A 20122-nucleotide genomic window follows, 5' to 3' on the forward strand; every position below is an offset into this window, starting at 1 on the left:
GCGGCTGATACTGTCCGAAAGCCGATCCGGGACCCATGCCGGAGTGCTCTGGATCCCGGCTTTGCGCTTCGCTGCGGGGCGGCCCTTAGACCGCCGCCAACGCACGCTCGAAATCGGCGATCAGGTCGTCGGGATGTTCGAGCCCGACGGAGAAGCGCACCAACCCGTCGGTGACGCCCATGCTGGCGCGGACCTCCGGCGTGAAGCGCTGATGGGTCGTCGTGGCCGGGTGCACGATCAGGCTCTTGGCATCGCCGAGATTGTTGGAGATGCGGATCAACTTGAGCGCATTGAGCAGGCGGTAGACGGCCTCCTTGCCCCCCGTGACCTCGAAGGCGATCAGCGTCGAGGGACCGCTCATCTGGCGCGCAATGATCTCGGCCTGCGGGTGATTGGGGTCGCCCGGGAAGATCACCTTCGGCAGCTTGGGCTGCTTAGCCAGCCAGGCGGCAAGGATCGCAGCGCTCTGGGCCTGCCGGTTGACGCGCAGCGGCAGCGTCTCCAGGGCCTTGAGCATCACCCAGGCGTTGAAGGGCGACATCGCCGGTCCGGTCTGGCGCAGAAAGGTCTGGATCTCGCTCTGGATCAATTCCTCCGAGGCGAGGACCAGTCCGCCGAGGCAGCGGCCTTGTCCGTCGATATGCTTCGTCGCGGAGTAGACGACGCAGTCGGCACCGAGTTCGAGCGGACGTTGGAAGAGCGGGGTCGCGAAGACGTTGTCGACCACGAGCTTGGCGCCGACCTCCTTCGCCAGCGCGGCGACGGCCGCGATATCGATGACCTCGAGTGTCGGGTTCGCCGGGCTTTCCAGGAAGAAGACCTTGGTATTGGGCCGCACGGCCTTCCGCCATGCCGCGATATCCGGGCCGTTCACCAGCGTCGATTCCACGCCGTAGCGCGGCAGATGATCCTCGACGACGTAGCGACAGGAGCCGAACAGGGCCTGCGCCGCGACGACATGATCGCCAGCACGCACCAGGCTCATCACGGCTGCCGTCACGGCGGCCATGCCGGTCGCCGTGGCGCGGCAGGCTTCGGCACCCTCGAAGGCCGCCATGCGCTGTTCCAGCATGGTCACGGTCGGGTTCGAGAAGCGGGCATATTGGAAGCCCGGATCCTTGTTCAGGAAGCGCGCCTCGCACTGCTCGGCACTGTCATAGACATGGCCCTGCGTCAGGAAGAGTGCTTCCGAGGTCTCGCCGAACTGCGAGCGCAGGGTGCCGGCATGGACCAGCCGCGTTTCGGGATGCAGCGCCTTTGCGCCAGCGTCTGGACCTGACATGAACTGAACTCCGTACGTTCGTTATAACGGACACGGGGAATAACAGCTCAGCAATCGTTCGTAAAGACGGACAAAAATTCTCCGGAAGGAACGCCCGCGATCTGCGCCTTAGCGTGACAGTTTCGGCGGGCGCCCGAGCGGGGTGAGGAAGCCGGTGAGGTCGGTCGTGACATGGTGGACATGGCCGGCTTCGATTGCGGCTTGCTCCCAGGCCTCGCGGAACGGGTCCGGCGTCTGCGGCAGGATCAGCACGGTCTTCATGCCGAGCGCGCTGGGGACAAGCAGGTTCCTCTCGATGTCCTCGAACATGGCGGCGCGGCTGGGATCGACCGCATGTTTCGCCAGGAAATGCTCATAGGTCGCGCGTTCTGGCTTTGGCAGGAAGCCAGCCTCGACGATGTCGAAGATATCCTCGAAATGGTGGAGGATGCCGAGCTTGCCCGCGACATTCTCGGCATGGCCGCGCGAGCCGTTGGTGAGGATCAGCTTGCGCCCCGGCAATGCGGCGATGGCGTCGCCAAGCGCGGGGTTGGGATCGAGCAGGGACAGGTCGATCTGGTGGGCGAAATCGAGGAAGTCGTCGGGATTGACGCCATGCTCCTCCATCAGCCCCTTCAGGGTCGTGCCGTAGCGCTGATAATAATATTTCTGCAATGCCCGCGACGACAGCCCGTCGAGCCCGAACAGCTCGCCCAGGAACAGCGTAATGCGCTCGTCGACCTGCGGCCAGACCCTTGCCTCGTGCGAATAGAGCGTGTTGTCGAGATCGAAAACCCAGTGCTCGACATGTGCAAACGCTTCCGCATTCGGAAGGAGCGGCGTAGCGGCGGATATGATCGGCTTCTGATTCATGGGTTATGTCATGTGGCGACGCCAGCGTCGCATGCAAGTCTTCCGCAAAGGTTTACCGGCGAGCGGCCGAATCAACACAGGTCGATCGCGAACAGGCAGCTACCCGGTGATCGCAGCAATAATCGGGCCGGTGGCCCGGCGCGTCGTGCAAGCGTAAGCGGATCTCATGTGGGCCGCCGCCCTACTCCCTGCTGCGAAACGGCATGCTGCTTCGCGCCGGCACGCGCGCAGCGTCCGCTCGCCGGCGCGACACCGCGTGAGCGAGCGCGACGCCGGCCACGATCAGCGAGAAACCAAGGCCGAGCGCAATGGTGATCGAGTAATCCATCATGGCTCCTCCCGAGAGAGCGCCCCCGGGAGGATGATGAACCTGTCGTTGCCGGCGCGCATCACCGGCAAAGGTGGATCACCTTCTGATGATGGTGCCAGAGCCGGTATCGGTGAAAAGCTCGATCAGCGCCGCGTGCGGGATCTTTCCGTCGAGGATGACGACCGCCTCGACACCCTTTTCGAGCGCATAGATGCAGGTCTCGATCTTCGGGATCATGCCGCCGGAGATGGTGCCGTCCGCGATCAGTCGGCGGCATTGTTCCACCGTGAGCTCCGGAATCAGGTTCTTGTCCTTGTCGAGCACACCGGGCACATCGGTCAGCAGCAACAGGCGCTTGGCGTTGAGCGCACCTGCGATCGCACCTGCAAAGGTATCGGCATTGACGTTGTAGGTCTGACCGTCGGCGGCGGCGCAGACCGGTGCCAGCACGGGAATGAGCTCGGCTTTCAGCACGGCCTCCAACACGCTGATATTCACCGCTTCGGGCTCGCCGACAAAGCCGAGATCGAGCACCTGCTCGATCTTCGAATCGGGATCGACGACGGTGCGCGTCACCTTGCGGGCGGTCACCATATTGCCGTCCTTGCCGCAGAGCCCGATCGCCTTGCCACCCTCGCGCGAGATGTAGCCGACGATCTCCTTGTTGACCGAGCCAGCCAGTACCATCTCGACGACATCGACGGTTGCACGGTCGGTGACCCGCAGGCCCTGCTTGAATTCCGACTTGATGCCGAGCTTGTCGAGCATCCGGGCGATCTGCGGGCCGCCGCCATGGCAGACGACCGGCTTCAGGCCGGACTGCTCGAGCAGGACGATATCCTCGGCAAAATCCTCGGCGGTCGCAGCATCGCCCATGGCGTTGCCGCCATATTTGATCACGATGATTTCCTGGTCGTAACGCTGCATATGCGGCAGCGCCTGAACCAGCAGTTCTGCCGATTGCGACGGCGTCAGGTGGACGGCGGGATTGATCATCGGCAGGCTCCGCGGGACGCGAGGATCGCGCGCCGGGCCTTCTAGCCGAAGAATGGCCGGGGCGGAAGCCGGCGGGCGCGGTTCAGCTACGCCGCGCGAACAGGGCAGAGAAGGCGAGCGCCAGCCAGCCGGCCAGCATCAGGAAGCCGCCGGCGGGGGCGGCGCCTGCAAAGAGCCGCTCCTCATAGAAGCCACGCCGGGTGAGATCGGCGGCAAAGAGCACAACGCCGAGGATGATGACGGAGAGCGCGATACGTGCCAGCAGGTCGGAGAGCAGGCCGGCCTTGCGCGCGGCCGTCGCGCCCAGGATCACGGGAGCGTGGGTCAGCAGCATCTGGCCGGCGGTCTGGAGGCCGCTCGTTCCTGGCCCGTGCGCTGCCGCGGCCAGGAGCGTCACGCCCGCAAGGCCCATCAGCGCGGCCAGCGTGAGATGAATCTTTGCAGCGCTCATGGCAGGATCACCTTCTCTACACCGGCCCGAAATGCGGGGCATGCGCGTCCTCGCGAGGAGGCCTGGCTGGATTGCCTCGCCTCCCTCGCGATCACGGCAGCCGTGGGGCTCATTCCCGCTCAGCCAGCACGCGCGCGATCGCTGCGCGCAGCTCCGGAATGCCGAGGCCCTTTTCGCTCGAGGTCAGCAGCACCTCGGGGAAGGCGGCCGGCCGGCGCTTGATCTCGTCGAAGGTCGCTTCCTGCATGAACTGTTGGTCGGCCTTCTTGATCGCGTCGCCCTTGGTCAGCACGACCTGATAGGAGACGGCGGCCTTGTCGAGCGTCTCCAGCACCGCGCCGTCGACATCCTTGATGCCATGGCGGGCGTCGATGAGCACATAGACCCTCATCAGGTTGGAGCGGCCGCGCAGGTATTCGTGGATCAGATTGGTCCAGGCCGCGACCTTGTCGCGCCCGACGGCGGCATAGCCGTAGCCGGGCATGTCGACGATGGTCAGGCGCTCATCATGCCCGACCTGGCGGAAGAAATTGAGCTGCTGGGTGCGGCCGGGCGTATGCGAGGTCCGCGCCAGCGCATTGCGCCGCGTCAGGGCATTGATCAGGCTCGACTTGCCGACATTGGAGCGCCCGGCAAAGGCGATCTCCTGGCCGACCATGGGTGGCAGGGCGTCGATCTTGGTCGAGGCCCAGACGAAATCCCAGGGACCTTCGAAGAGCTTGCGGGCGCTCTCGATCTCGTCGGGAGTGAAGGGGGCTGTCATGCTTGCTGTCATGGGTCCTGCCTACACGGCGGCGCGCAAGGCGTCGATGTCGGCGCCGGCGATTGCACCGAGATTGCGGGCGATTGTCTCTGCATCCCAGTCCCACCAGCGAATGGCCAGAAGCTCTGCCACCGTCTCGGCCGGGAAGCGCATCTTTACGATCCGGCCGGGATTGCCGACAACCACCGCATAGGGTGGCACATCGCGCGAGACCTGTGCCCGCGTCCCGATGATGGCGCCGTCGCCAATTGTCACGCCGGGCATGATCACGGCCTCGCGGCCGATCCAGACGTCGTTGCCGATCACCGTATCGCCGCGCAGCCCGAGCTTGTCCGGCGTCATTTCCGAAGCGCCCTCGAAGCCGAGCATCTGAAAGGGGTAGGTCGAGAAGCCGCCCATCGGATGGTTCGCGCCGTTCATGATGAACTGGGCCGCCTGGGCGATGGCGACGAATTTTCCGATGATCAGCCGGTCGCCGATGAAGTCGAAATGATAGCGCACGCAGCGGCCGACGAAATGCTCCGGCCCGCGCGAGTCGTCATAATAGCTGTAGTCGCCGACCTCGATCAGTGGGTGGTCGACGACGGCCCTCAGGAAGGCCGTGCCCTTCCAGCCCGGGATCGGGTGAAGCGTCCGCGGATCGGGAAGCGGCATGGAGGCTCCCTTTCGAAAGCAGCGTGAACGAGGTCCGAAAAAGCAAAAGCCCCCCTCCCGAGGGAGAGGGGCGTCGCGTCGCAGCCCGAAGACTTACTTCGCCTTGTTGCTGTTCGCCGGCTTTCCGGGCGCCGGCGCGGCCGTAGCAGCCGCCGCGGCCGGCTTCTTGCCGAACATGCCCTTCAGATTGTCGAACAGTTCGATCTTCACGCCGTGCTTGCGCATGATGAAGCCCTGCTGGACGATCGAGAGCAGGTTGTTCCAGCTCCAATAGATCACCAGGCCGGCCGGGAAAGAGCCGAGCAGGAAGGTGAAGAACACCGGCATCCAGGTGAACATCATCTTCTGCACCGGGTCCGGCGGCTCCGGGTTCATCTTCATCTGGATGAACATGGTGATGCCCATGAAGATCGGCCAAGCGCCAATCATCAGCATGGCGGGGACGGCGAAGGGCAGCAGCCCGAACAGGTTGAAGACCGAAGTCGGGTCGGGGGCAGCGAGATCCTTGATCCAGCCGAAGAACGGCGCGTGCCGCATCTCGATGGTGATGAACAGGATCTTGTAGAGCGCAAAAAAGACCGGGATCTGCACCAGCACCGGCCAGCAGCCGGCGAGCGGGTTGATCTTCTGGGTCTTGTACAGCTCCATCAGAGCCTGTTGCTGCTTCATCTTGTCGTCGGCGTAGCGCTCGCGAATGGCGAGCATCTCCGGCTGCACCGCCTTCATCTTCGCCATCGAGGCGTAGGACTTGTTGGCGAGCGGGAAGAACAGCGCCTTGAGCAGCACGGTGACGATCAGGATCGAGACGCCGAAATTGCCGACGTGCTTGTAGACCCAGTCCATCACGAAGAAGAGCGGCTTGGTGATGAAATAGAACCAGCCCCAGTCGATCATCAGCTCGAAGCGCTTGATGCCGAGATTCTTCTCGTAGCCGTCGATGGCGGCGACTTCCTTGGCACCGGCGAAGAGCCGGGCATTGGCAGTCGCGCTGGCGCCCGGCGCGACCGTGACGGCCTCGCCGAGGAAATCGGCCTGGTAGGTGTGCGAATTGCCGGTCTGGACCGAAGAATAGCGCCCGTCATACTTTCGCTGCTGATCGGGGATGACCGCAGCCGCCCAGTACTTGTCGGTGATGCCGAGGAAGCCGCCGACAGCGTCCTTCCAGACCTTGCCGGTGGTGCCGGGCGAGAGAGCCGGCTCCTTGTCGATCTTGTCGTAGGTGTATTCCTGCAGGCCCTGCTCGCCGAGATTGCCGACGAGGCCTTCGTGCAGCACGTAGTAGCCGAGCGTGTGCGGCTTGCCGTGGCGAACCACCTGGCCGAACGGATACAATGTGACCGGCGCGCCGCCTTTGTTCTCGACCTCGTCGCGGATCGAGAACATCGCGTTGTCGTCGACCGAGATCATGCGCTTGAACAGCAGGCCCTGGCCATTGTCCCAGGTCAGCGTCAGCGGCGTACCGGGGCGCAGCACTTGCGCGTCCGCGGTCCAGACGGTCGTTGCGTTCGGCAGCACGACATTGGCGCCGGGTGCGGCGACCCAGCCGAAATCGGAATAATAGGCGTTCGGTCCGCCAAGCGGCGAAAGCAGCACGATGTTCGGGCTGCTGCGATCTACGGTCTCGTGATAGGCCCTGAGCGAGACGTCATCGATACGCGCGCCGGTGAGCGAGATCGAACCGGCAATCTTGGGCGTGTCGATCTTGACGCGCGGACCGCGTGCGAGCGCCTGCTCGCGGGTTTCGACGGCTGCGACAGCCTGGGCCGTGCCGGGAGCGGCGGTCGCGGCCGGCTGGCCTGGGACGGTCGCCGGAGCCGGAGCGGCTGACGAGCCGGGCTGGGCTGGCTGGGTCTGTGCCTGCTGGCTCTGCTGCGCGGCCTGCTTCTGCTTTTCCATCTGCGGCACGCCGTAGAAGAACTGCCAGCCGAGCAGCACGACCACCGACAGCGTGATCGCCAGAAGCAGGTTGCGATTGTCTTCTTTCATCATGACCGGAAACGGATCTCGCTGAATGCCCCGAAGGGCTTTTGGCCTAAGGCTGGGGACGGGTGCCGCCACTGGTGGGGCGCTTGTCGGTCGGCCTGCGGCCGGGTTTTGCGGGTCTGGCGCGATCGAGCGCGACGGAAAGATCGGCGATCAGCGCGGAAAACGGAGCTGTCAGCACCTCTCGCCGCGCGACGATCACGAGATCGCAGGGCCGGTCGGCCTGGGTGGCAAGTGCTTGTTTCGCGGCGGCGCGCAGACGGCGCCGGATGCGGTTGCGCTCAACGGCATCGCCGACCTTGCGGGAAGCGGTCAGGCCGAGGCGCAGGCCGTGACGACCTTCTTCACCCGCGGCGTCGCGCACCTGCGCCGTGAAGGCAGGCGAACGAAAACGGCGGCCATGCTCGGCCGCCGCCAGAAACTGTTTGCGTTCGGTCAGACGGGCGTGGCGCATGGCGATGGGCCTGTCTTCCGGAAACGGCGCGCAGGTCACGCGCCGGCAGCTCAGGCCGACAGGCGCTTGCGGCCGTGCGCCCGGCGGGCGGCGATGACCTTGCGGCCACCCTTGGTCGCCATACGGGCGCGGTAACCGTGGCGGCGCTTGCGAACCAGCTTGCTGGGTTGATAGGTTCTCTTCACGGTCCGTCTCCGGGGCCTTGTTCCGGCATGGCGACCGGGTTTCCGCTGGGGAAAATCGGCCGGCCAAGCCTGTCATGCAAAAGGGGCGGCGCCGCCCGAAAGGCTGCGCAGGTCGCGGGCTTATGGCGGAAGGCCGGGGGCGAGTCAATGCCGAAGGCGCATCCTGCGACGATGCCGCGCGGATCGGCTGGCCAGGCTGCTCGGCCCGCGCTGCCTTGAAGACGCTCATCATCAGAGCCGCGATGCAGCCAGCGAGTACAGGCCTGCGATGGCGAACGGTGGCAAAACGTTGCAGGTGGCTGCCGGTGCAAGGTTGATGACGCCGAGGATGGCCGGCGTCGGGGAGCCGTCATCGACGAACATGCCGATCGGCTCGCGGATGATGGACGGGGAGGTTCATCGGGCTGGCTCTGTCATATAGGCGGTGCGCGCCCGCGCTGGGGGAGGCGGCCGGGCGGCTCTCGGTCGCAAGCAATCCTCAATGCCGAGGCTCAGAATCTCTTCGCGGCGGAAGAGGGGGATCGCCCGGTCGGACTGCGCGACAAGGCGCAGCTCCTGCTTGCGCTCTCGACCGACATGCACGATATAGCGCCCGGGAGGTTGGCGAGGGACGTCTCACTCGCCAACCGGGTCAGGTCCGGAAGGAAGCAGCCCTAACGAGACCGAACGGGTCTTCGTCCAGCCTCCCACTTTGCGGCTGCCTTGCGCGCTGCTCCCGCTTGCCAGGTCTTCGATCCAAGCCTTGGATCGGGGCCGCTCCTGCCTCGTCCCGGCCGGAGTATTGCAAGTCCGGCGTTGACCGTCGCCTCCCGATTGGCGAAAGCATGCGGATGACCGACGAGACCGCCGCTGCCGATTCCGTTGAAGAGCTGGGCTTCCCCGGCCTCGCGCCAGCGTCCGCCGCGACCGCGGCGCCTTATCGGGTGCTCGCGCGCAAGTACCGCCCCGCCCATTTCGGCGACTTGATCGGCCAGGACGCCATGGTGCGTACCCTGACCAACGCCTTCGCCGCCGGCCGTATCCCGCAGGCATGGATGCTGACGGGCGTCCGCGGTGTCGGCAAGACGACCACGGCCCGCATCCTGGCGCGTGCCCTGAATTTCCAGAGCGCGGATGGGTCGGGTGGGCCGACCACCGATCTCTCGCGTTTCGGCGTGCATTGCCGCGAAATCATCGAGGGCAGGCATATCGACGTCATGGAGATCGACGCCGCCTCGAATAACGGCGTCGACAATATCCGCCAGATCAATGACAGCGTGCGCTACGCGCCGGTCTCTGCGCGCTACAAGGTCTACATCATCGACGAAGTGCACATGATGACCGGGGCGGCGTTCAATGCCTTCCTGAAGACCCTGGAAGAGCCGCCGCCGCACGCAAAGTTCATCTTCGCCACCACCGAGATCCGCAAGGTGCCGGTGACGGTGCTGTCGCGCTGTCAGCGCTTCGATTTGCGCCGGGTCGATGGCAGCCTGCTCGTCGGCCATCTCTCGAATATCTGCAAGGCGGAAGGGGTCGACGCTGAGGAGGAGGCGCTCGGCGCCGTCGCCCGCGCCGCCGAAGGCTCGGTTCGCGATTCTCTCTCGATCCTCGACCAGGCCATCGCCCATGCGGCCGGCCGAATCACGCTCGAGGATGTGCGCTCCATGCTCGGCCTCGCCGATCGGGCCCGCGTCATCGACCTGTTCGAGTCGGTGATGAAGGGCGATATCGCGGCGGCGCTGGGCGAACTCAGGGCGCAATATGATGCCGGCGCCGATCCGGTCGTGGTGCTGACCGATCTCGCCGAATTCACCCATCTGGTGACGCGTCTGAAACTCGTGCCGGAAGCCGCCCGGGATAACGGCTTGAGCCAGGCCGAGCGCGTGCGCGGCGGTGATTTCGCGGCCCGCCTGTCGGTGCGCGTGCTGGCCCGCGCCTGGCAGATGCTGTTGCGCGGCATGGCTGAGGTGAAACAGGCCGACAGGCCGGTGATGGCGGCGGAGATGGTGCTGGTTCGTCTCACCCATGCGGCCGACCTGCCGACGCCCGACGAGGCCATGCGGATGCTGCGCGATGGCAATGGCTCTCCCGCTGGTGCAGGCAACGGCGGTTCAGCCGCGCCGCGCCCGCCCTCCGGTGGCGGCAACACGGCGCTCGCGGCACGCCCTGTGCTCGCCAGCGCCAACCCCGCGCCCGCTGCCGCCCCACGCGCGGTTGCGGCCCCTGCCGTGCTCGTCGCTTCGATCGAAGATATCGTCGCGCTCGCCTCGCAGAATCGCGACATCACCTTGAAGATTGCGCTCGAGCGCGATGTGCGGCCCGTTCGCTTCGAGCAGGGGCGGATCGAGTTCGCCCTGGTCGAAGGTGGCTCGCGCACGCTCGCCAATGATCTGTCGCGCCGCCTCAAGGAATGGACCGGACAGACCTGGATGGTCGTCATCGTCAATGCGGAGGGAGGCGCGACGCTGCGCGAGCAGGCCGTTGCCGCCAAGGATCAGCGCGAGAGCGACGCCGCCGCGCATCCGGCGGTGAAGGCGGTCCTGGAGCACTTTCCCGGCGCCCGCATCGTCAATGTGCGCGATCCGCGGGCGGCGGAAGCTGCCGAGGCGCAGTCCTCGGGCTCGGCCGACGATGATTACATGTCTGATGCCGAGCCGCTGTTCGACGACAGCGAGCCGGATTTCGACGGCGTCGATTTCTGACACTTTCGCATACGGAGAGACACCATGCGCGACATGATGGGCCTGATGAAGCAGGCGCAGCAGATGCAGCAGAAGATGGCCGATGTTCAGGCCGAGCTCGACACGATCGAGGTCGAGGGCGCCTCTGGCGGCGGCATGGTCACCGTGACGATGACCGCCAAGGGCGCGCTCAAGTCGGTCAGGATCGACCCGAGCCTGATGATGGCCGATGAGCGCGAGATTCTCGAGGACCTGATCGTCGCGGCCAGCACCGACGCCCGCGCCCGCGCCGAGCGCGTGATGCAGGAGCGCATGGCCGAGATCACCAAGGGCCTGCCGATCCCGCCCGGCATGAAACTGTTCTGAGCCGCAAGTCCGCATGTCACGCGCCATTGTCGGCCCCGAGATCGAGCGGCTGATTCAGCTTCTCGCCAAGCTGCCGGGCCTCGGGCCGCGTTCGGCCCGGCGCGCAGCCCTGCATCTCGTCAAGAAGCGCGAGCAGCTTCTGGGCCCGCTCGCCGAGGCCATGGCCGCGGCGCGCGAGCGCATCGTCGTCTGCACGACCTGCGGCAATATCGATACCAGCAATCCCTGCTCGGTCTGTCGCGACGCCCGCCGCGACGATGGGGTGATCGTCGTCGTCGCCGACGTCTCCGACCTATGGGCGCTCGAGCGCTCGGGTGCCGTTTCGGGCCGCTATCATGTTCTGGGCGGCGTGCTCTCGGCGCTCGACGGCATCCGGCCCGAGCACCTGACGCTCGATGCGTTGGTGGCCCGCGCCTCCGACCCGGCCGTGAAGGAGGTTATCCTGGCGCTCAGCGCCACTGTCGACGGGCAGACCACGGCGCATTTCATCACCGATCTGCTTACCCATCTCCCGGTCAAGGTGACGAAGCTCGCCCATGGAGTGCCCGTCGGCGGCGAGCTCGACTATCTCGACGACGGCACGCTCGCTGCCGCCATTCGCCAGCGCACGGGCTTCTGATCCGGGCTTTTTCGCCCGTCAGAACTTGTAGCTCAGGCTCGTGCGGACGCTGTGCAGCGTCGAATCCTGATCGGTCGTCACACCAAGGAAGGCGCCGCGCGCCAGGCGGTTGAACCGGCCGAAATCGGTGTAGCGATATTCGACGCCGGCGATCACATGGTCGGTCAGCGCAAAGGAAAGGCCGCCGCCCACGCTCCAGCCTGTACGTGATGTCTGGGCGCTGTCACGCGCTCCCGAGGCCGGATCGAAGAGCTGCTGGTCGAACTCGGTGAAGGTCGCGCCACCCGTGGCGTAGATCATGAAGCGGTCCATCGCAAAGCCCAGGCGACCGCGCATCGAGGCCTGCCAGTCGCGTTTCACCTCTCCGATGCCGAGGGAATGATGGAAGCGACCATTGCTATTCAGGGCCTCGATATCGCCTTCGATGCCGAGGACATAGGATCCGAACTGGTAGTTGAAGCCGGCATGACCGCCGCCGAGCACCGAATCGGTATCGGAGGAGAAGGCTGCGCCGATGCCGTTGGCGGCGATGAAGCGGGTGCGCTCCGAGCCCCAGGAATAGCCGATCTGACCACCGGCATAGAACCCGGTCCAGGAAAAGAATTCCGGCAGCGCAGGAGCCGGCGGCAGCGTGCCCTTGCGATAGGGCATGTCCGCCGCGGAGGCCGCGCCGCCAGCCAGAAGTGCGAGGCTCGCAAGGCCGGCTTTCAGGAACATCTTCATCGCAGGTCTCTGTATGTCGTTCGCCGATCGGGTGGCCAGATGCGGTGCCCCCGGTCATCCGGGACGCGGAGGTCGCAAGCCCTTGCTGACGCATTCGAAGCGCGCGCTTTCTGGTTCTGATTAGGAACTGTTAAGGTTAACAAACGGATAAGCGACCTCAGGAAGCCCCCCGTTCAGGGAACAAACTCGTCGTCCGCCCGGTTTGCCCTAGGCTGGTGCCCGCGTGTCGACCCATCGCGCGGCGGAGAGTTTTCATGGCCTTCTTGAAACGCATCACGGGCGCGGCGGGCGCGGGGGTGGCGCTGGGCTACGTGGCCGAGGCGATCTCGCGCTGGCGTGCGCGGCCTTCGCGTGAGGAGGTTGCACGCGGACGCGACGCGGCTTCGCCGCCCGAGATGACCTGGCTTGGCTGGAAGGATGTGCTGCTGCGCTTTGCCGGCAATGTTGCCGATAACCGGCTCAGTTCTCTGGCCGGCGCGGTCGCCTTCTTCACCTTGCTTTCGCTTGTCCCGGCGCTCTCGCTCCTTGTCGCGCTGTACCGCTATTTCACCGACCCGCTGACCATCGCCGGCCAACTCGACAGCCTCACCACCGTCTTTCCGGCTGCCGCACGCGAGTTGATCCGCGAGCAGGCGATGCGGCTTGCGACACAATCCACCACCGGCCTGTCCCTCGCTGTCCTGGTGAGCCTGCTCGTGGCGGCCTGGAGTGCGAACGCCGCGGTGAAGGCGGTCTTCGATGCGCTGAACATCATCTATCGCGAACGGGAGAAGCGCAGCTTCTTCAAGCTGAACCTGATCTCGCTGCTGACCACGCTGAGCGGAGTCGTGCTGCTGATGGCGGCGCTGATTGCGATCGCCATCCTGCCCGTCATCTCAGCGTTCTTCCCGTTCCACTACGAGCTCGAGCAGCTGGTCCGGCTGGTGCGCTGGCCGACTTTCGTGGTGATGGCGATGCTGGCCATCGCCTGCCTCTACTGGATCGGGCCGAGCCGGCGGCCGCCGCGCTTCGCCTGGGTCATGCCTGGCGCCATCGCCGCCTCGCTGCTCTGGACGGCCGCGTCATGGGCCTTTTCCTGGTATGTCGGAACGCTCGGCAATTACACGGCGACCTATGGCTCGCTCTCGACGGTGGTGGTCTTCATGACCTGGCTCTGGCTGTCGGCGATGATCGTGCTCGCCGGCGCCGAACTCAATGCCGAGCTCGAGCATCAGACCGAGCGCGACACCACGATCGGCCGCCCCAAGCCGCTCGGCCGCAGGGGCGCGACCATGGCGGACAGGGTCGGTGCTGCCATGGCCGACGAGTAGGTGATGCTGGATCCTGACGACACGCGCCAGCGACCCGAAGCTTTCGCACCGGCGGCGCGTGCATTGCTGGGCGAGCAACCAGCTGCGTGAGCGGCTCACCTGCCCTGCTTGGGGTGGGGAGGGGCTCTGGATCTCTCATTTCGCGATCGACACCCCGAACCCTGTCTGACGTCATTGGAGATTGCGTCGCTGCAATCTTGGTCTTGCCACGCCCAGGGGCGACAATGGCCCGGATAATTGCCAATTGAAGGCTGCGGCGGACAACGGGCCGCATCAATTTCGGAGGCGGCGATGCTCACGGTTCAGGACAAGCTTTCGTCACCGCTACGGCTTGAGGCCTATGACGCGCCCCTTCATATTGGCGCGGTTTCCTTGCGGGTGCGCGATCTGCCGCGCCTGACGGCTTTCTATCGCGACGCGATCGGGCTGACGCTGATCTCGGAAGAGCCGGGCCTCTCGGTGCTTGGTGTCGACGGCGTACCATTGGTGCGGCTCGAAGCGGGGGCGAGCGCACCGGTATCGGCCGCTGGCCTTTTCCATCTCGCGATCCTGTTGCCCTCGCGTCGTGACCTTGCCAACTGGCTGGCGCATGCGGCCAGGACCCGAGTTCCGCTGGAAGGCGCCTCGAACCATCTTGTCAGCGAGGCGCTCTACCTCTCCGATCCGGAAGGCAACGGCATCGAGATCTATCGTGATCGCAGCCGGCCGGAATGGCCGCGACTCGATGGTGGCGCCATCAAGATGTCGACCGATCGGCTCGATCTCGACCAGCTCCTGCGTGAGTCGGACGGAGCCGCCTATCCCCGCATGCCGAGCGGCACGGGCATGGGGCATGTTCATTTGCGCGTCGGCGACACCGCCCAGGCCGAGGGCTTCTACCGCGATGGCCTCGGCTTTGACGTGATGGTGCATTATCCCGGCGCGAGCTTCCTCGCGACCGGCGGCTACCACCACCATATCGCCGTCAATGTCTGGGGCAGTCGGGGGGCAGGCGTGCGGGCTGACGGCGACGCAGGGCTTGCGAGCTTCGAACTCGTCGCCGCTGACGATCAGGTCTTCGCGGCGATGCGGACGCGGATGATCGCTGCCGGCGGTCGTGATCAGGGAGTCACCGTCACCGTCGCTGACCCCTGGAATAACTGTCTGATCCTGCGCCGCTGACTGGGTTGCGGTTTTCGGGAAAGCCTATCCAGGCTTCGATCCTAGCGAGTGAGCAGATGGCTGCGGCGAGTGCCGCCGCCATCGGGCTTGAAGCCCATGGCTTCCCAGAAAGCGGCGGCGCCGGAATCCGCGGCGTTGAGCGAGAGCCTCGGCGCCAGCGACAACCCTTGTTGCACCAGCGCGCTCGCCAGCAGGCGGCCGACGCCTCCGCGCCGGCCGGCGGGGCGGACATAGACATGGCGAATGCGCAGGAGGTCGGGCGCCGGGTCATAAGGATCCGGCGTCACCGCGCCGATTGCGGCGAGCACCCCATCACGAAACACCGCGAACAGGGCGTTCCGCTCGTTGGCGTCACGATAACGGCCGGATTGCCACTCGTCCCGCAAGCCGTCGACGAAGCGGTAGCCTTCGGCCGCCGCTTCGTCCTGCAGGGCAGAAAAACCGTCCGGCAGCGTGTCGCTGAGCCGGACGACCTGAAGCGTGCTGGAGATCACAGGCCTTCGAAGAGAGCGCTCGAAATATAGCGCTCGGCGAAGGAGGGGATGATCACGACGATGGTCTTGCCTTCGTTGCCGGGGCGCGCGCCGATTTCCAGCGCGGCAGCGACTGCCGCACCCGAAGAGATGCCGGCCGGGATGCCTTCGAGGCGGGCCAGCGCGCGAGCCGTGTCGAAGGAAGTCTGGTTGCCGACAGTCACCACCTCGTCGATCACCGAGCGATCGAGCACGCCGGGAACGAAACCGGCGCCGATGCCCTGGATCTTGTGCGGGCCGGGTTGGCCGCCGGAGAGGACCGGGGAGTCCTCAGGTTCGACCGCGATGACCTTCAGCCCGGGCCGGCGGGGCTTCAGCACCTGGCCGACACCGGTGATCGTGCCGCCGGTGCCGACACCGGAGACAAAGATATCGATTTCGCCGTTGGTGTCGTTCCAGATCTCTTCGGCGGTCGTCTTGCGGTGAATCTCGGGGTTGGCCGGATTCTCGAACTGTTGCGGAATGATCGCACCCGGGATCTCGGCCTTGAGCTCTTCGGCCTTGGCCACGGCACCGCGCATGCCGCCCGGGCCGGGCGTCAGCACGAGTTCGGCGCCGAGCAGAGCCAGCATCTTGCGACGCTCCAGCGACATCGTCTCCGGCATGACCAGGATCAGGCGGTAGCCGCGCGCGGCAGCGACGAAGGCGAGCGCGATGCCCGTATTGCCCGAGGTGGGCTCGATCAGCGTGCCGCCCGGCTTCAGAGCGCCTGAGGCTTCCAGCGCATCGACCATGTTGACGCCGATACGATCCTTGACGCTGGAGATCGGGTTGAAGAATTCGAGCTTGGCAAGGATTGTTGCCTTGACGCCGCGTTCTGCCGGGAGGCGGTTCAGCCGCACCAGGGGGGTGTCACCAATCGTATCGGTGATCGACTCATAGACCCGGCCGCGACCGGGCGCCTTGTCCTGTGCGGGATTGAGCTTCTGTGCTGCTTCGGCCATGGCGGCCTCCCTTGCGTCATGTGGTCAGGATGGAAGGGCTAACGTATTTCACATCTTCTGTCGAATAATTAAGTTTAATCACATGATTAAATTGTGAAATCGGCTCTCTGGGCGATCTCTCCGAAGACCGACTTCTGCTCGGACTGGCGACAGAGATCTTCGACCGTGACGCTGTCGAGCTCGGCCAGGAAAGCGTCGGTCGCCCGCCTCAGCGCTGGGCCGACCACCTCGTCGATAAGTCGGGACTGCGGCAGGGGCGTGGTTTCATCGCTCGTTTCCTGCATGGCTGCACGCGCGATATCGCCGGCCGTGATGCGGCGGCGTTCGCGAGCGAGCTCATAGCCGCCGCGCGGGCCGCGCACACCCTTCAGGATGCCGGCGCGCACGAGCGCCTGCAGCATGGTTTCGAGATGGCGCGGCGGCAGGTCGTGGCGTGCAGCCAGGAATTTGGCGGCGACAGGCGACGGGCGAGCATGCAGCGCGATATCGACCACAGCGGCGACGGCGAGGAGGCTGCGGTGCGAGAGCGGCATCATTGGCCGCCTCCTTCCGCCGTCGCCTTGCCGCCAGTGGTGCCGGTCGAGCCGAAGCCGCCATCTCCGCGCGCGGTCTCCTCGAGTGTGGCAGCCTCGACCAGGGCAGCCTGTGAGACCGGGGCGACCACAAGCTGGGCGATGCGGTCGCCGTGCCGGATCACGAAGTCTTCTGTGCCGAGATTGATCAGGATCACCTTGATCTCCCCACGATAGTCGCTGTCGACGGTGCCGGGCGAATTCAGCACCGTGACGCCATGCTTGAAGGCCAGGCCCGAGCGCGGGCGGACCTGCCCCTCGAAACCTTGCGGCAATTGCAGCACGATCCCCGTCGGGATGAGACCACGCCCACCGGGCGCCAGAACGCAGGGCTCATCGGCGGCCAGGGCGGCGCGGAGATCCATGCCGGCGGCGCCGCTGCTCTCATAGGCCGGCAGCGGCAGGTCGGCGCCATGGGGCAGGCGCTTGATGGGAAGCGTGACCATGGCGCTCAGCGTTCCGTCTCGCTGGCCTGCGGCATGCGCGCCAGATGCGCAATCAGCCGGCTCGCGACCTCGCCCTTGGGCAGGGTCGGCCAGGTTTCGACATTGTCGGAGGTGACGAGATGCACGGTGTTGGCATCGCCGCCCATCACCCCAGTGCCGCCGACATCGTTTGCGACGATCAGGTCGCAGCCCTTCTTTGCCAGCTTGGCACGGGCATAGTCGATCACGTGATCGGTCTCGGCTGCGAAGCCGACGACGAGCGCCGGGCGATCGATCTCGCGTGCGGCGATCGTCGCCAGGATGTCGGGATTCTCGACGAGGGCGAGGGCGGGCGCGCTCGCGCCGGCCTGCTTCTTGAGCTTGCCGGGCGCCTCTTCCGCAACGCGCCAGTCGGCGACCGCGGCGGCGAAGATCGCGATATCGGCCGGCAGCGCGCCTTCGACCGCGGCCAGCATCTCGCGGGCGGACTCGACATGGATCGTGGTCACCCCCTCCGGGTCGGCGATCGCGACCGGGCCGGAGACCAATGTCACGCTGGCGCCTGCGGCCGCGGCTGCGGCTGCGATCGCGTGACCCTGCTTTCCGGAGGACCGGTTGGCGATGTAGCGCACGGGGTCGATCGGCTCATGCGTCGGCCCGGAGGTGATGAGCACGCGCTTGCCGGCAAGCAGCTTGGATGCACTGGACGTGCCGCCCGGATTGCGACCAAGGAAGCCGATCGTTCCAACCGGGGAGAGCCGGGTTTCGCCGGCCAGCGCCTGTTCGATCGCTGCCAGCAACTCATGGGGCTCGGCCATGCGGCCGACGCCATTTTCGCCCCGCTCGGCCATGGCGCCGGAGTTCGGTCCGACGACGAGCACTCCGTCCTTCTCGAGCTGTGCCATGTTGCGCCGTGTCGCCGGGTGCTCCCACATTCGCGGGTTCATTGCCGGCGCAATCAGGATGCGCTTGTCGGTGGCGAGCAGGGCTGTCGAGGCAAGGTCATTGGCAAGGCCCGTCGCCATCTTGGCGATCAGGTCGGCGGTCGCGGGAGCGACGACGACCAGATCGGTCGAGCGTGACAGCGCGATATGGCCGATATCGGCCTCGTCGGTCAGCGAGAACAGGTCGGTGAAGCAGCGTTCGCCCGCCAGCGACGAGACGGCGAGCGGCGTCACGAACTCTTCGCCGGCTTTGGTCAGGATGCAGCGTGAGGTGATGCCGTGATCCTTCAGGCGCCGGATCAGCTCCAGCACCTTGTAGGCGGCGATTCCCCCGCCGATGATCAGCAGAACGGAGCGAGATGCGGACAAGGGCGGGCTCCCGAGGCAAGAAGCCCTTCACCTAGCATCGCGGAGGCGCGGCTGTCATGGGGCGGACGTGCAAGGGCTTTTAGCGGAAGGGCGGCTCGTCGAAGGAACGCAGCTTTCGTGAATGGATCGTGCTGCCGGCTTCCTTGAGCTTCTCCAGCGCGGCCAGTCCGATCTTCAGATGCTCGCCGACTGCGCGCTCATAGAAGGCATTGGCGGCGCCGGGCAGCTTGATCTCGCCATGCAGCGGCTTGTCCGAGACGCAGAGCAAGGTGCCGTAGGGCACCCGCAGCCGGTAGCCCTGTGCTGCGATGGTCCCGGATTCCATGTCGACCGCGATGGCGCGCGACAGGTTGATACGGCGGCGCTCCTTGGTCCAGCGCAGCTCCCAGTTGCGGTCGTCCTGCGTCACGACGGTGCCGGTGCGCAGCCTCTGCTTCAGCCGGTCCCCCTTCTCGCCCGTGACCTCGGCCGCGGCCTGTTGCAAGGCGACCTGGACCTCGGCGAGCGCCGGAATCGGAATGTCCGGCGGTACATGGTCATCCAGGATGCCGTCCTGGCGGAGATAGGCGTGGGCAAGCACGTAATCGCCAATGATCTGCGTCTGCCGGAGGCCACCGCAATGGCCGACCATCAACCAGCAATTCGGCCTGAGCACCGCGAGATGGTCGGTGATGTTCTTCGCGTTGGACGGGCCGACGCCGATATTGACCAGCGTGACGCCTTCGCCTCCAGCCCGGATGAGGTGATAAGCCGGCATCTGGAAGCGATGCCAGGGCGCGGACATCACGCGCTCGGCGGCGCTGACATCGATGCCTTCGCGGTCGATCCGGATACCGCCCGGCGCGACGAGCGCCTCGGCGGTGCCGGCCTCGATCTCGGCCAGTGCCAGCCGCACGAACTGGTCGACATAGCGATGGTAGTTGGTCAACAGCACCCAGGGCTGCACCAACCGCCAGTCCGTACCGGTATAGTGGACCAGCCGCCGCAGCGAATAATCGACGCGCACGGCATCGAAGAGCGAGAGCGGGCGTGGCTCGCCCTCGATGATCTCGAAGGTGCCGTCGGCGATCTCGTCGCCGACCAGCGAGAGCAGCGGCGTCGGGAAATGCCGCGCAAGCTCCGCAGGCGAGATCCGTCCGCCGCCCAGCTCGTCGCCGCCCTCGATGGCATAGGGGTAGGGAATTTCCTGGGTGCTGATGCCCGTCTCGATGGTGGCGCCGTATTCCGTCACCAGGGGCTCGAGCTGGTCGAGCAGATAGGCCCGGAACTCGGCCGGCTGGGTCACCGTGGTCGAGTAGATGCCAGGCGCCGCAAATTTGGCGAAGCCGCGGCGTGTCGCTGCCGGCAGCTTCGACGGCTCATAGGTGACGCGCAGCATCGGGTAGCGGTAGCGGGCGCGCTCCTCCTGCGTCGGCGGCTGTCTCGTGTCGAAGAAGCGTTGGAGATCGGCGCGTAGCGCGTCCTTCGCTTCGGCATAAAGCGCCTCCAACCGGTTGATGGCGTCATGCGGTGTGGCGGCGATCTCGAAGCTCATGGCTGACTCTAGCCGGCTGCGGGCGCTCCTGA

General features: G+C 65.9%; 23 protein-coding genes and 1 other RNA gene. 6 read left to right on the forward strand and 18 right to left on the reverse strand.

The annotated features are described in order from the left end of the window. Window positions 1-85: 85 nt before the first annotated feature. The 11 genes from AB4099_RS14400 to AB4099_RS14450 form a co-directional block, all read right to left on the reverse strand. Complete coding sequence (locus tag AB4099_RS14400) at window positions 86-1282, reverse strand: O-succinylhomoserine sulfhydrylase (protein WP_441478570.1); 1197 nt, start codon at window positions 1280-1282, stop codon at window positions 86-88. A 108-nt stretch (window positions 1283-1390) separates the two neighbouring features. After that, a complete protein-coding gene (locus AB4099_RS14405; protein ID WP_441478571.1) occupies window positions 1391-2134 on the reverse strand; it encodes a pyrimidine 5'-nucleotidase in 744 nt (247 codons plus the stop codon). A gap of 181 nt (window positions 2135-2315) precedes the next feature. Next, window positions 2316-2465: a hypothetical protein gene (locus AB4099_RS14410; protein ID WP_162768289.1), complete on the reverse strand. Its 150-nt coding sequence runs from the start codon at window positions 2463-2465 to the stop codon at window positions 2316-2318. Between the two features lie 75 nt (window positions 2466-2540). Continuing rightward, on the reverse strand, window positions 2541-3440 hold the full coding sequence (gene argB, locus AB4099_RS14415; protein ID WP_043234901.1) for an acetylglutamate kinase: 900 nt from the start codon (window positions 3438-3440) through the stop codon (window positions 2541-2543). An 82-nt stretch (window positions 3441-3522) separates the two neighbouring features. Beyond that, window positions 3523-3891: a DUF423 domain-containing protein gene (locus AB4099_RS14420; RefSeq protein ID WP_441478572.1), complete on the reverse strand. Its 369-nt coding sequence runs from the start codon at window positions 3889-3891 to the stop codon at window positions 3523-3525. A gap of 109 nt (window positions 3892-4000) precedes the next feature. Next, window positions 4001-4654 carry a ribosome biogenesis GTP-binding protein YihA/YsxC gene (gene yihA, locus AB4099_RS14425; RefSeq protein WP_441478573.1) on the reverse strand — a complete coding sequence of 218 codons (654 nt, stop codon included), beginning with the start codon at window positions 4652-4654 and terminating at the stop codon, window positions 4001-4003. Window positions 4655-4675: 21 nt separating this feature from the next. After that, complete coding sequence (locus tag AB4099_RS14430) at window positions 4676-5308, reverse strand: CatB-related O-acetyltransferase (protein WP_441478574.1); 633 nt, start codon at window positions 5306-5308, stop codon at window positions 4676-4678. A 93-nt stretch (window positions 5309-5401) separates the two neighbouring features. Then, window positions 5402-7294, reverse strand: coding sequence for a membrane protein insertase YidC (yidC, locus tag AB4099_RS14435; protein WP_441478748.1), 1893 nt, complete (start codon window positions 7292-7294; stop codon window positions 5402-5404). Window positions 7295-7340: 46 nt separating this feature from the next. Further along, on the reverse strand, window positions 7341-7784 hold the full coding sequence (gene rnpA, locus AB4099_RS14440) for a ribonuclease P protein component (RefSeq protein WP_441478575.1): 444 nt from the start codon (window positions 7782-7784) through the stop codon (window positions 7341-7343). Between the two features lie 11 nt (window positions 7785-7795). Continuing rightward, window positions 7796-7930, reverse strand: a complete 135-nt coding sequence (rpmH, locus tag AB4099_RS14445; protein WP_038364779.1) for a 50S ribosomal protein L34 — start codon at window positions 7928-7930, stop codon at window positions 7796-7798. 231 nt (window positions 7931-8161) lie between these two features. Further along, window positions 8162-8293 carry a hypothetical protein gene (locus AB4099_RS14450; protein WP_441478576.1) on the reverse strand — a complete coding sequence of 44 codons (132 nt, stop codon included), beginning with the start codon at window positions 8291-8293 and terminating at the stop codon, window positions 8162-8164. A gap of 231 nt (window positions 8294-8524) precedes the next feature. On the opposite strand from AB4099_RS14450, the gene ffs reads away from it, so the two are divergent. The 4 genes from ffs (at window position 8525) to recR (ending at window position 11575) form a co-directional block, all read left to right on the forward strand. Next, window positions 8525-8621: signal recognition particle sRNA small type (gene ffs / locus AB4099_RS14455), an RNA gene on the forward strand. Between the two features lie 139 nt (window positions 8622-8760). Next, on the forward strand, window positions 8761-10611 hold the full coding sequence (locus tag AB4099_RS14460) for a DNA polymerase III subunit gamma/tau (RefSeq protein WP_441478577.1): 1851 nt from the start codon (window positions 8761-8763) through the stop codon (window positions 10609-10611). A 24-nt stretch (window positions 10612-10635) separates the two neighbouring features. After that, window positions 10636-10956, forward strand: coding sequence for a YbaB/EbfC family nucleoid-associated protein (locus AB4099_RS14465; protein ID WP_113516833.1), 321 nt, complete (start codon window positions 10636-10638; stop codon window positions 10954-10956). A 13-nt stretch (window positions 10957-10969) separates the two neighbouring features. Beyond that, window positions 10970-11575: a recombination mediator RecR gene (recR, locus tag AB4099_RS14470; RefSeq protein WP_113516834.1), complete on the forward strand. Its 606-nt coding sequence runs from the start codon at window positions 10970-10972 to the stop codon at window positions 11573-11575. 18 nt (window positions 11576-11593) lie between these two features. Here the strand turns inward: recR and AB4099_RS14475 are convergent, their stop codons facing one another. After that, window positions 11594-12298 (reverse strand): outer membrane protein, encoded by a 705-nt coding sequence (locus AB4099_RS14475; RefSeq protein WP_113516835.1) that lies wholly within the window; start codon window positions 12296-12298, stop codon window positions 11594-11596. A gap of 254 nt (window positions 12299-12552) precedes the next feature. Between AB4099_RS14475 and AB4099_RS14480 the strand changes: the two genes are divergently transcribed. Together AB4099_RS14480 and AB4099_RS14485 are read left to right on the forward strand one after the other, a co-directional pair. Beyond that, window positions 12553-13608 (forward strand): YihY/virulence factor BrkB family protein, encoded by a 1056-nt coding sequence (locus AB4099_RS14480; RefSeq protein ID WP_441478578.1) that lies wholly within the window; start codon window positions 12553-12555, stop codon window positions 13606-13608. 291 nt (window positions 13609-13899) lie between these two features. Next, window positions 13900-14769: a VOC family protein gene (locus AB4099_RS14485; RefSeq protein WP_441478579.1), complete on the forward strand. Its 870-nt coding sequence runs from the start codon at window positions 13900-13902 to the stop codon at window positions 14767-14769. A 41-nt stretch (window positions 14770-14810) separates the two neighbouring features. On the opposite strand, the gene AB4099_RS14490 is transcribed toward AB4099_RS14485, so the two are convergent. The 6 genes from AB4099_RS14490 to AB4099_RS14515 all read right to left on the reverse strand — a co-directional run bounded on the left by AB4099_RS14490 (window position 14811) and on the right by AB4099_RS14515 (window position 20090). After that, the gene (locus AB4099_RS14490; RefSeq protein WP_113516838.1) at window positions 14811-15263 is read right to left on the reverse strand and encodes a GNAT family N-acetyltransferase; all 453 of its coding nucleotides are present in this window, start codon (window positions 15261-15263) and stop codon (window positions 14811-14813) included. Next, a complete protein-coding gene (gene cysK, locus AB4099_RS14495; protein ID WP_441478580.1) occupies window positions 15260-16246 on the reverse strand; it encodes a cysteine synthase A in 987 nt (328 codons plus the stop codon). Before cysK ends, AB4099_RS14490 begins: the two co-directional genes overlap by 4 nt. 86 nt (window positions 16247-16332) lie before the next feature. Beyond that, window positions 16333-16782 carry an RrF2 family transcriptional regulator gene (locus tag AB4099_RS14500; protein ID WP_113516840.1) on the reverse strand — a complete coding sequence of 150 codons (450 nt, stop codon included), beginning with the start codon at window positions 16780-16782 and terminating at the stop codon, window positions 16333-16335. Then, window positions 16779-17264: a dUTP diphosphatase gene (gene dut, locus AB4099_RS14505; RefSeq protein WP_441478581.1), complete on the reverse strand. Its 486-nt coding sequence runs from the start codon at window positions 17262-17264 to the stop codon at window positions 16779-16781. The genes AB4099_RS14500 and dut overlap by 4 nt, the downstream gene beginning before the upstream one ends. 5 nt (window positions 17265-17269) lie before the next feature. Then, window positions 17270-18556 carry a phosphopantothenoylcysteine decarboxylase domain-containing protein gene (locus AB4099_RS14510; protein ID WP_441478582.1) on the reverse strand — a complete coding sequence of 429 codons (1287 nt, stop codon included), beginning with the start codon at window positions 18554-18556 and terminating at the stop codon, window positions 17270-17272. A 79-nt stretch (window positions 18557-18635) separates the two neighbouring features. Beyond that, a complete protein-coding gene (locus AB4099_RS14515) occupies window positions 18636-20090 on the reverse strand; it encodes an AMP nucleosidase (protein WP_113516843.1) in 1455 nt (484 codons plus the stop codon). Window positions 20091-20122 lie beyond the last annotated feature (32 nt).

Source organism: Allobosea sp. 2KB_26, from assembly GCF_052115715.1.
In the GTDB taxonomy this organism is placed as follows: domain Bacteria; phylum Pseudomonadota; class Alphaproteobacteria; order Rhizobiales; family Beijerinckiaceae; genus Allobosea.

What these genes read in the sequence shown, in the direction of transcription:
- AB4099_RS14430 (WP_441478574.1), bottom strand. Translation starts at nt 5,308, where the DNA reads ATGCCGCTTCCCGATCCGCGGACGCTTCACCCGATCCCGGGCTGGAAG.
- AB4099_RS14460 (WP_441478577.1), top strand. Translation starts at nt 8,761, where the DNA reads ATGACCGACGAGACCGCCGCTGCCGATTCCGTTGAAGAGCTGGGCTTC.
- recR (WP_113516834.1), top strand. Translation starts at nt 10,970, where the DNA reads ATGTCACGCGCCATTGTCGGCCCCGAGATCGAGCGGCTGATTCAGCTT.
- AB4099_RS14405 (WP_441478571.1), bottom strand. Translation starts at nt 2,134, where the DNA reads ATGAATCAGAAGCCGATCATATCCGCCGCTACGCCGCTCCTTCCGAAT.
- AB4099_RS14400 (WP_441478570.1), bottom strand. Translation starts at nt 1,282, where the DNA reads ATGTCAGGTCCAGACGCTGGCGCAAAGGCGCTGCATCCCGAAACGCGG.
- AB4099_RS14450 (WP_441478576.1), bottom strand. Translation starts at nt 8,293, where the DNA reads ATGTTCGTCGATGACGGCTCCCCGACGCCGGCCATCCTCGGCGTCATC.
- AB4099_RS14420 (WP_441478572.1), bottom strand. Translation starts at nt 3,891, where the DNA reads ATGAGCGCTGCAAAGATTCATCTCACGCTGGCCGCGCTGATGGGCCTT.
- AB4099_RS14515 (WP_113516843.1), bottom strand. Translation starts at nt 20,090, where the DNA reads ATGAGCTTCGAGATCGCCGCCACACCGCATGACGCCATCAACCGGTTG.
- argB (WP_043234901.1), bottom strand. Translation starts at nt 3,440, where the DNA reads ATGATCAATCCCGCCGTCCACCTGACGCCGTCGCAATCGGCAGAACTG.
- cysK (WP_441478580.1), bottom strand. Translation starts at nt 16,246, where the DNA reads ATGGCCGAAGCAGCACAGAAGCTCAATCCCGCACAGGACAAGGCGCCC.
- yidC (WP_441478748.1), bottom strand. Translation starts at nt 7,294, where the DNA reads ATGAAAGAAGACAATCGCAACCTGCTTCTGGCGATCACGCTGTCGGTG.
- dut (WP_441478581.1), bottom strand. Translation starts at nt 17,264, where the DNA reads ATGGTCACGCTTCCCATCAAGCGCCTGCCCCATGGCGCCGACCTGCCG.
- yihA (WP_441478573.1), bottom strand. Translation starts at nt 4,654, where the DNA reads ATGACAGCCCCCTTCACTCCCGACGAGATCGAGAGCGCCCGCAAGCTC.
- AB4099_RS14410 (WP_162768289.1), bottom strand. Translation starts at nt 2,465, where the DNA reads ATGATGGATTACTCGATCACCATTGCGCTCGGCCTTGGTTTCTCGCTG.
- AB4099_RS14485 (WP_441478579.1), top strand. Translation starts at nt 13,900, where the DNA reads ATGCTCACGGTTCAGGACAAGCTTTCGTCACCGCTACGGCTTGAGGCC.
- AB4099_RS14465 (WP_113516833.1), top strand. Translation starts at nt 10,636, where the DNA reads ATGCGCGACATGATGGGCCTGATGAAGCAGGCGCAGCAGATGCAGCAG.
- AB4099_RS14480 (WP_441478578.1), top strand. Translation starts at nt 12,553, where the DNA reads ATGGCCTTCTTGAAACGCATCACGGGCGCGGCGGGCGCGGGGGTGGCG.
- AB4099_RS14500 (WP_113516840.1), bottom strand. Translation starts at nt 16,782, where the DNA reads ATGATGCCGCTCTCGCACCGCAGCCTCCTCGCCGTCGCCGCTGTGGTC.
- AB4099_RS14475 (WP_113516835.1), bottom strand. Translation starts at nt 12,298, where the DNA reads ATGAAGATGTTCCTGAAAGCCGGCCTTGCGAGCCTCGCACTTCTGGCT.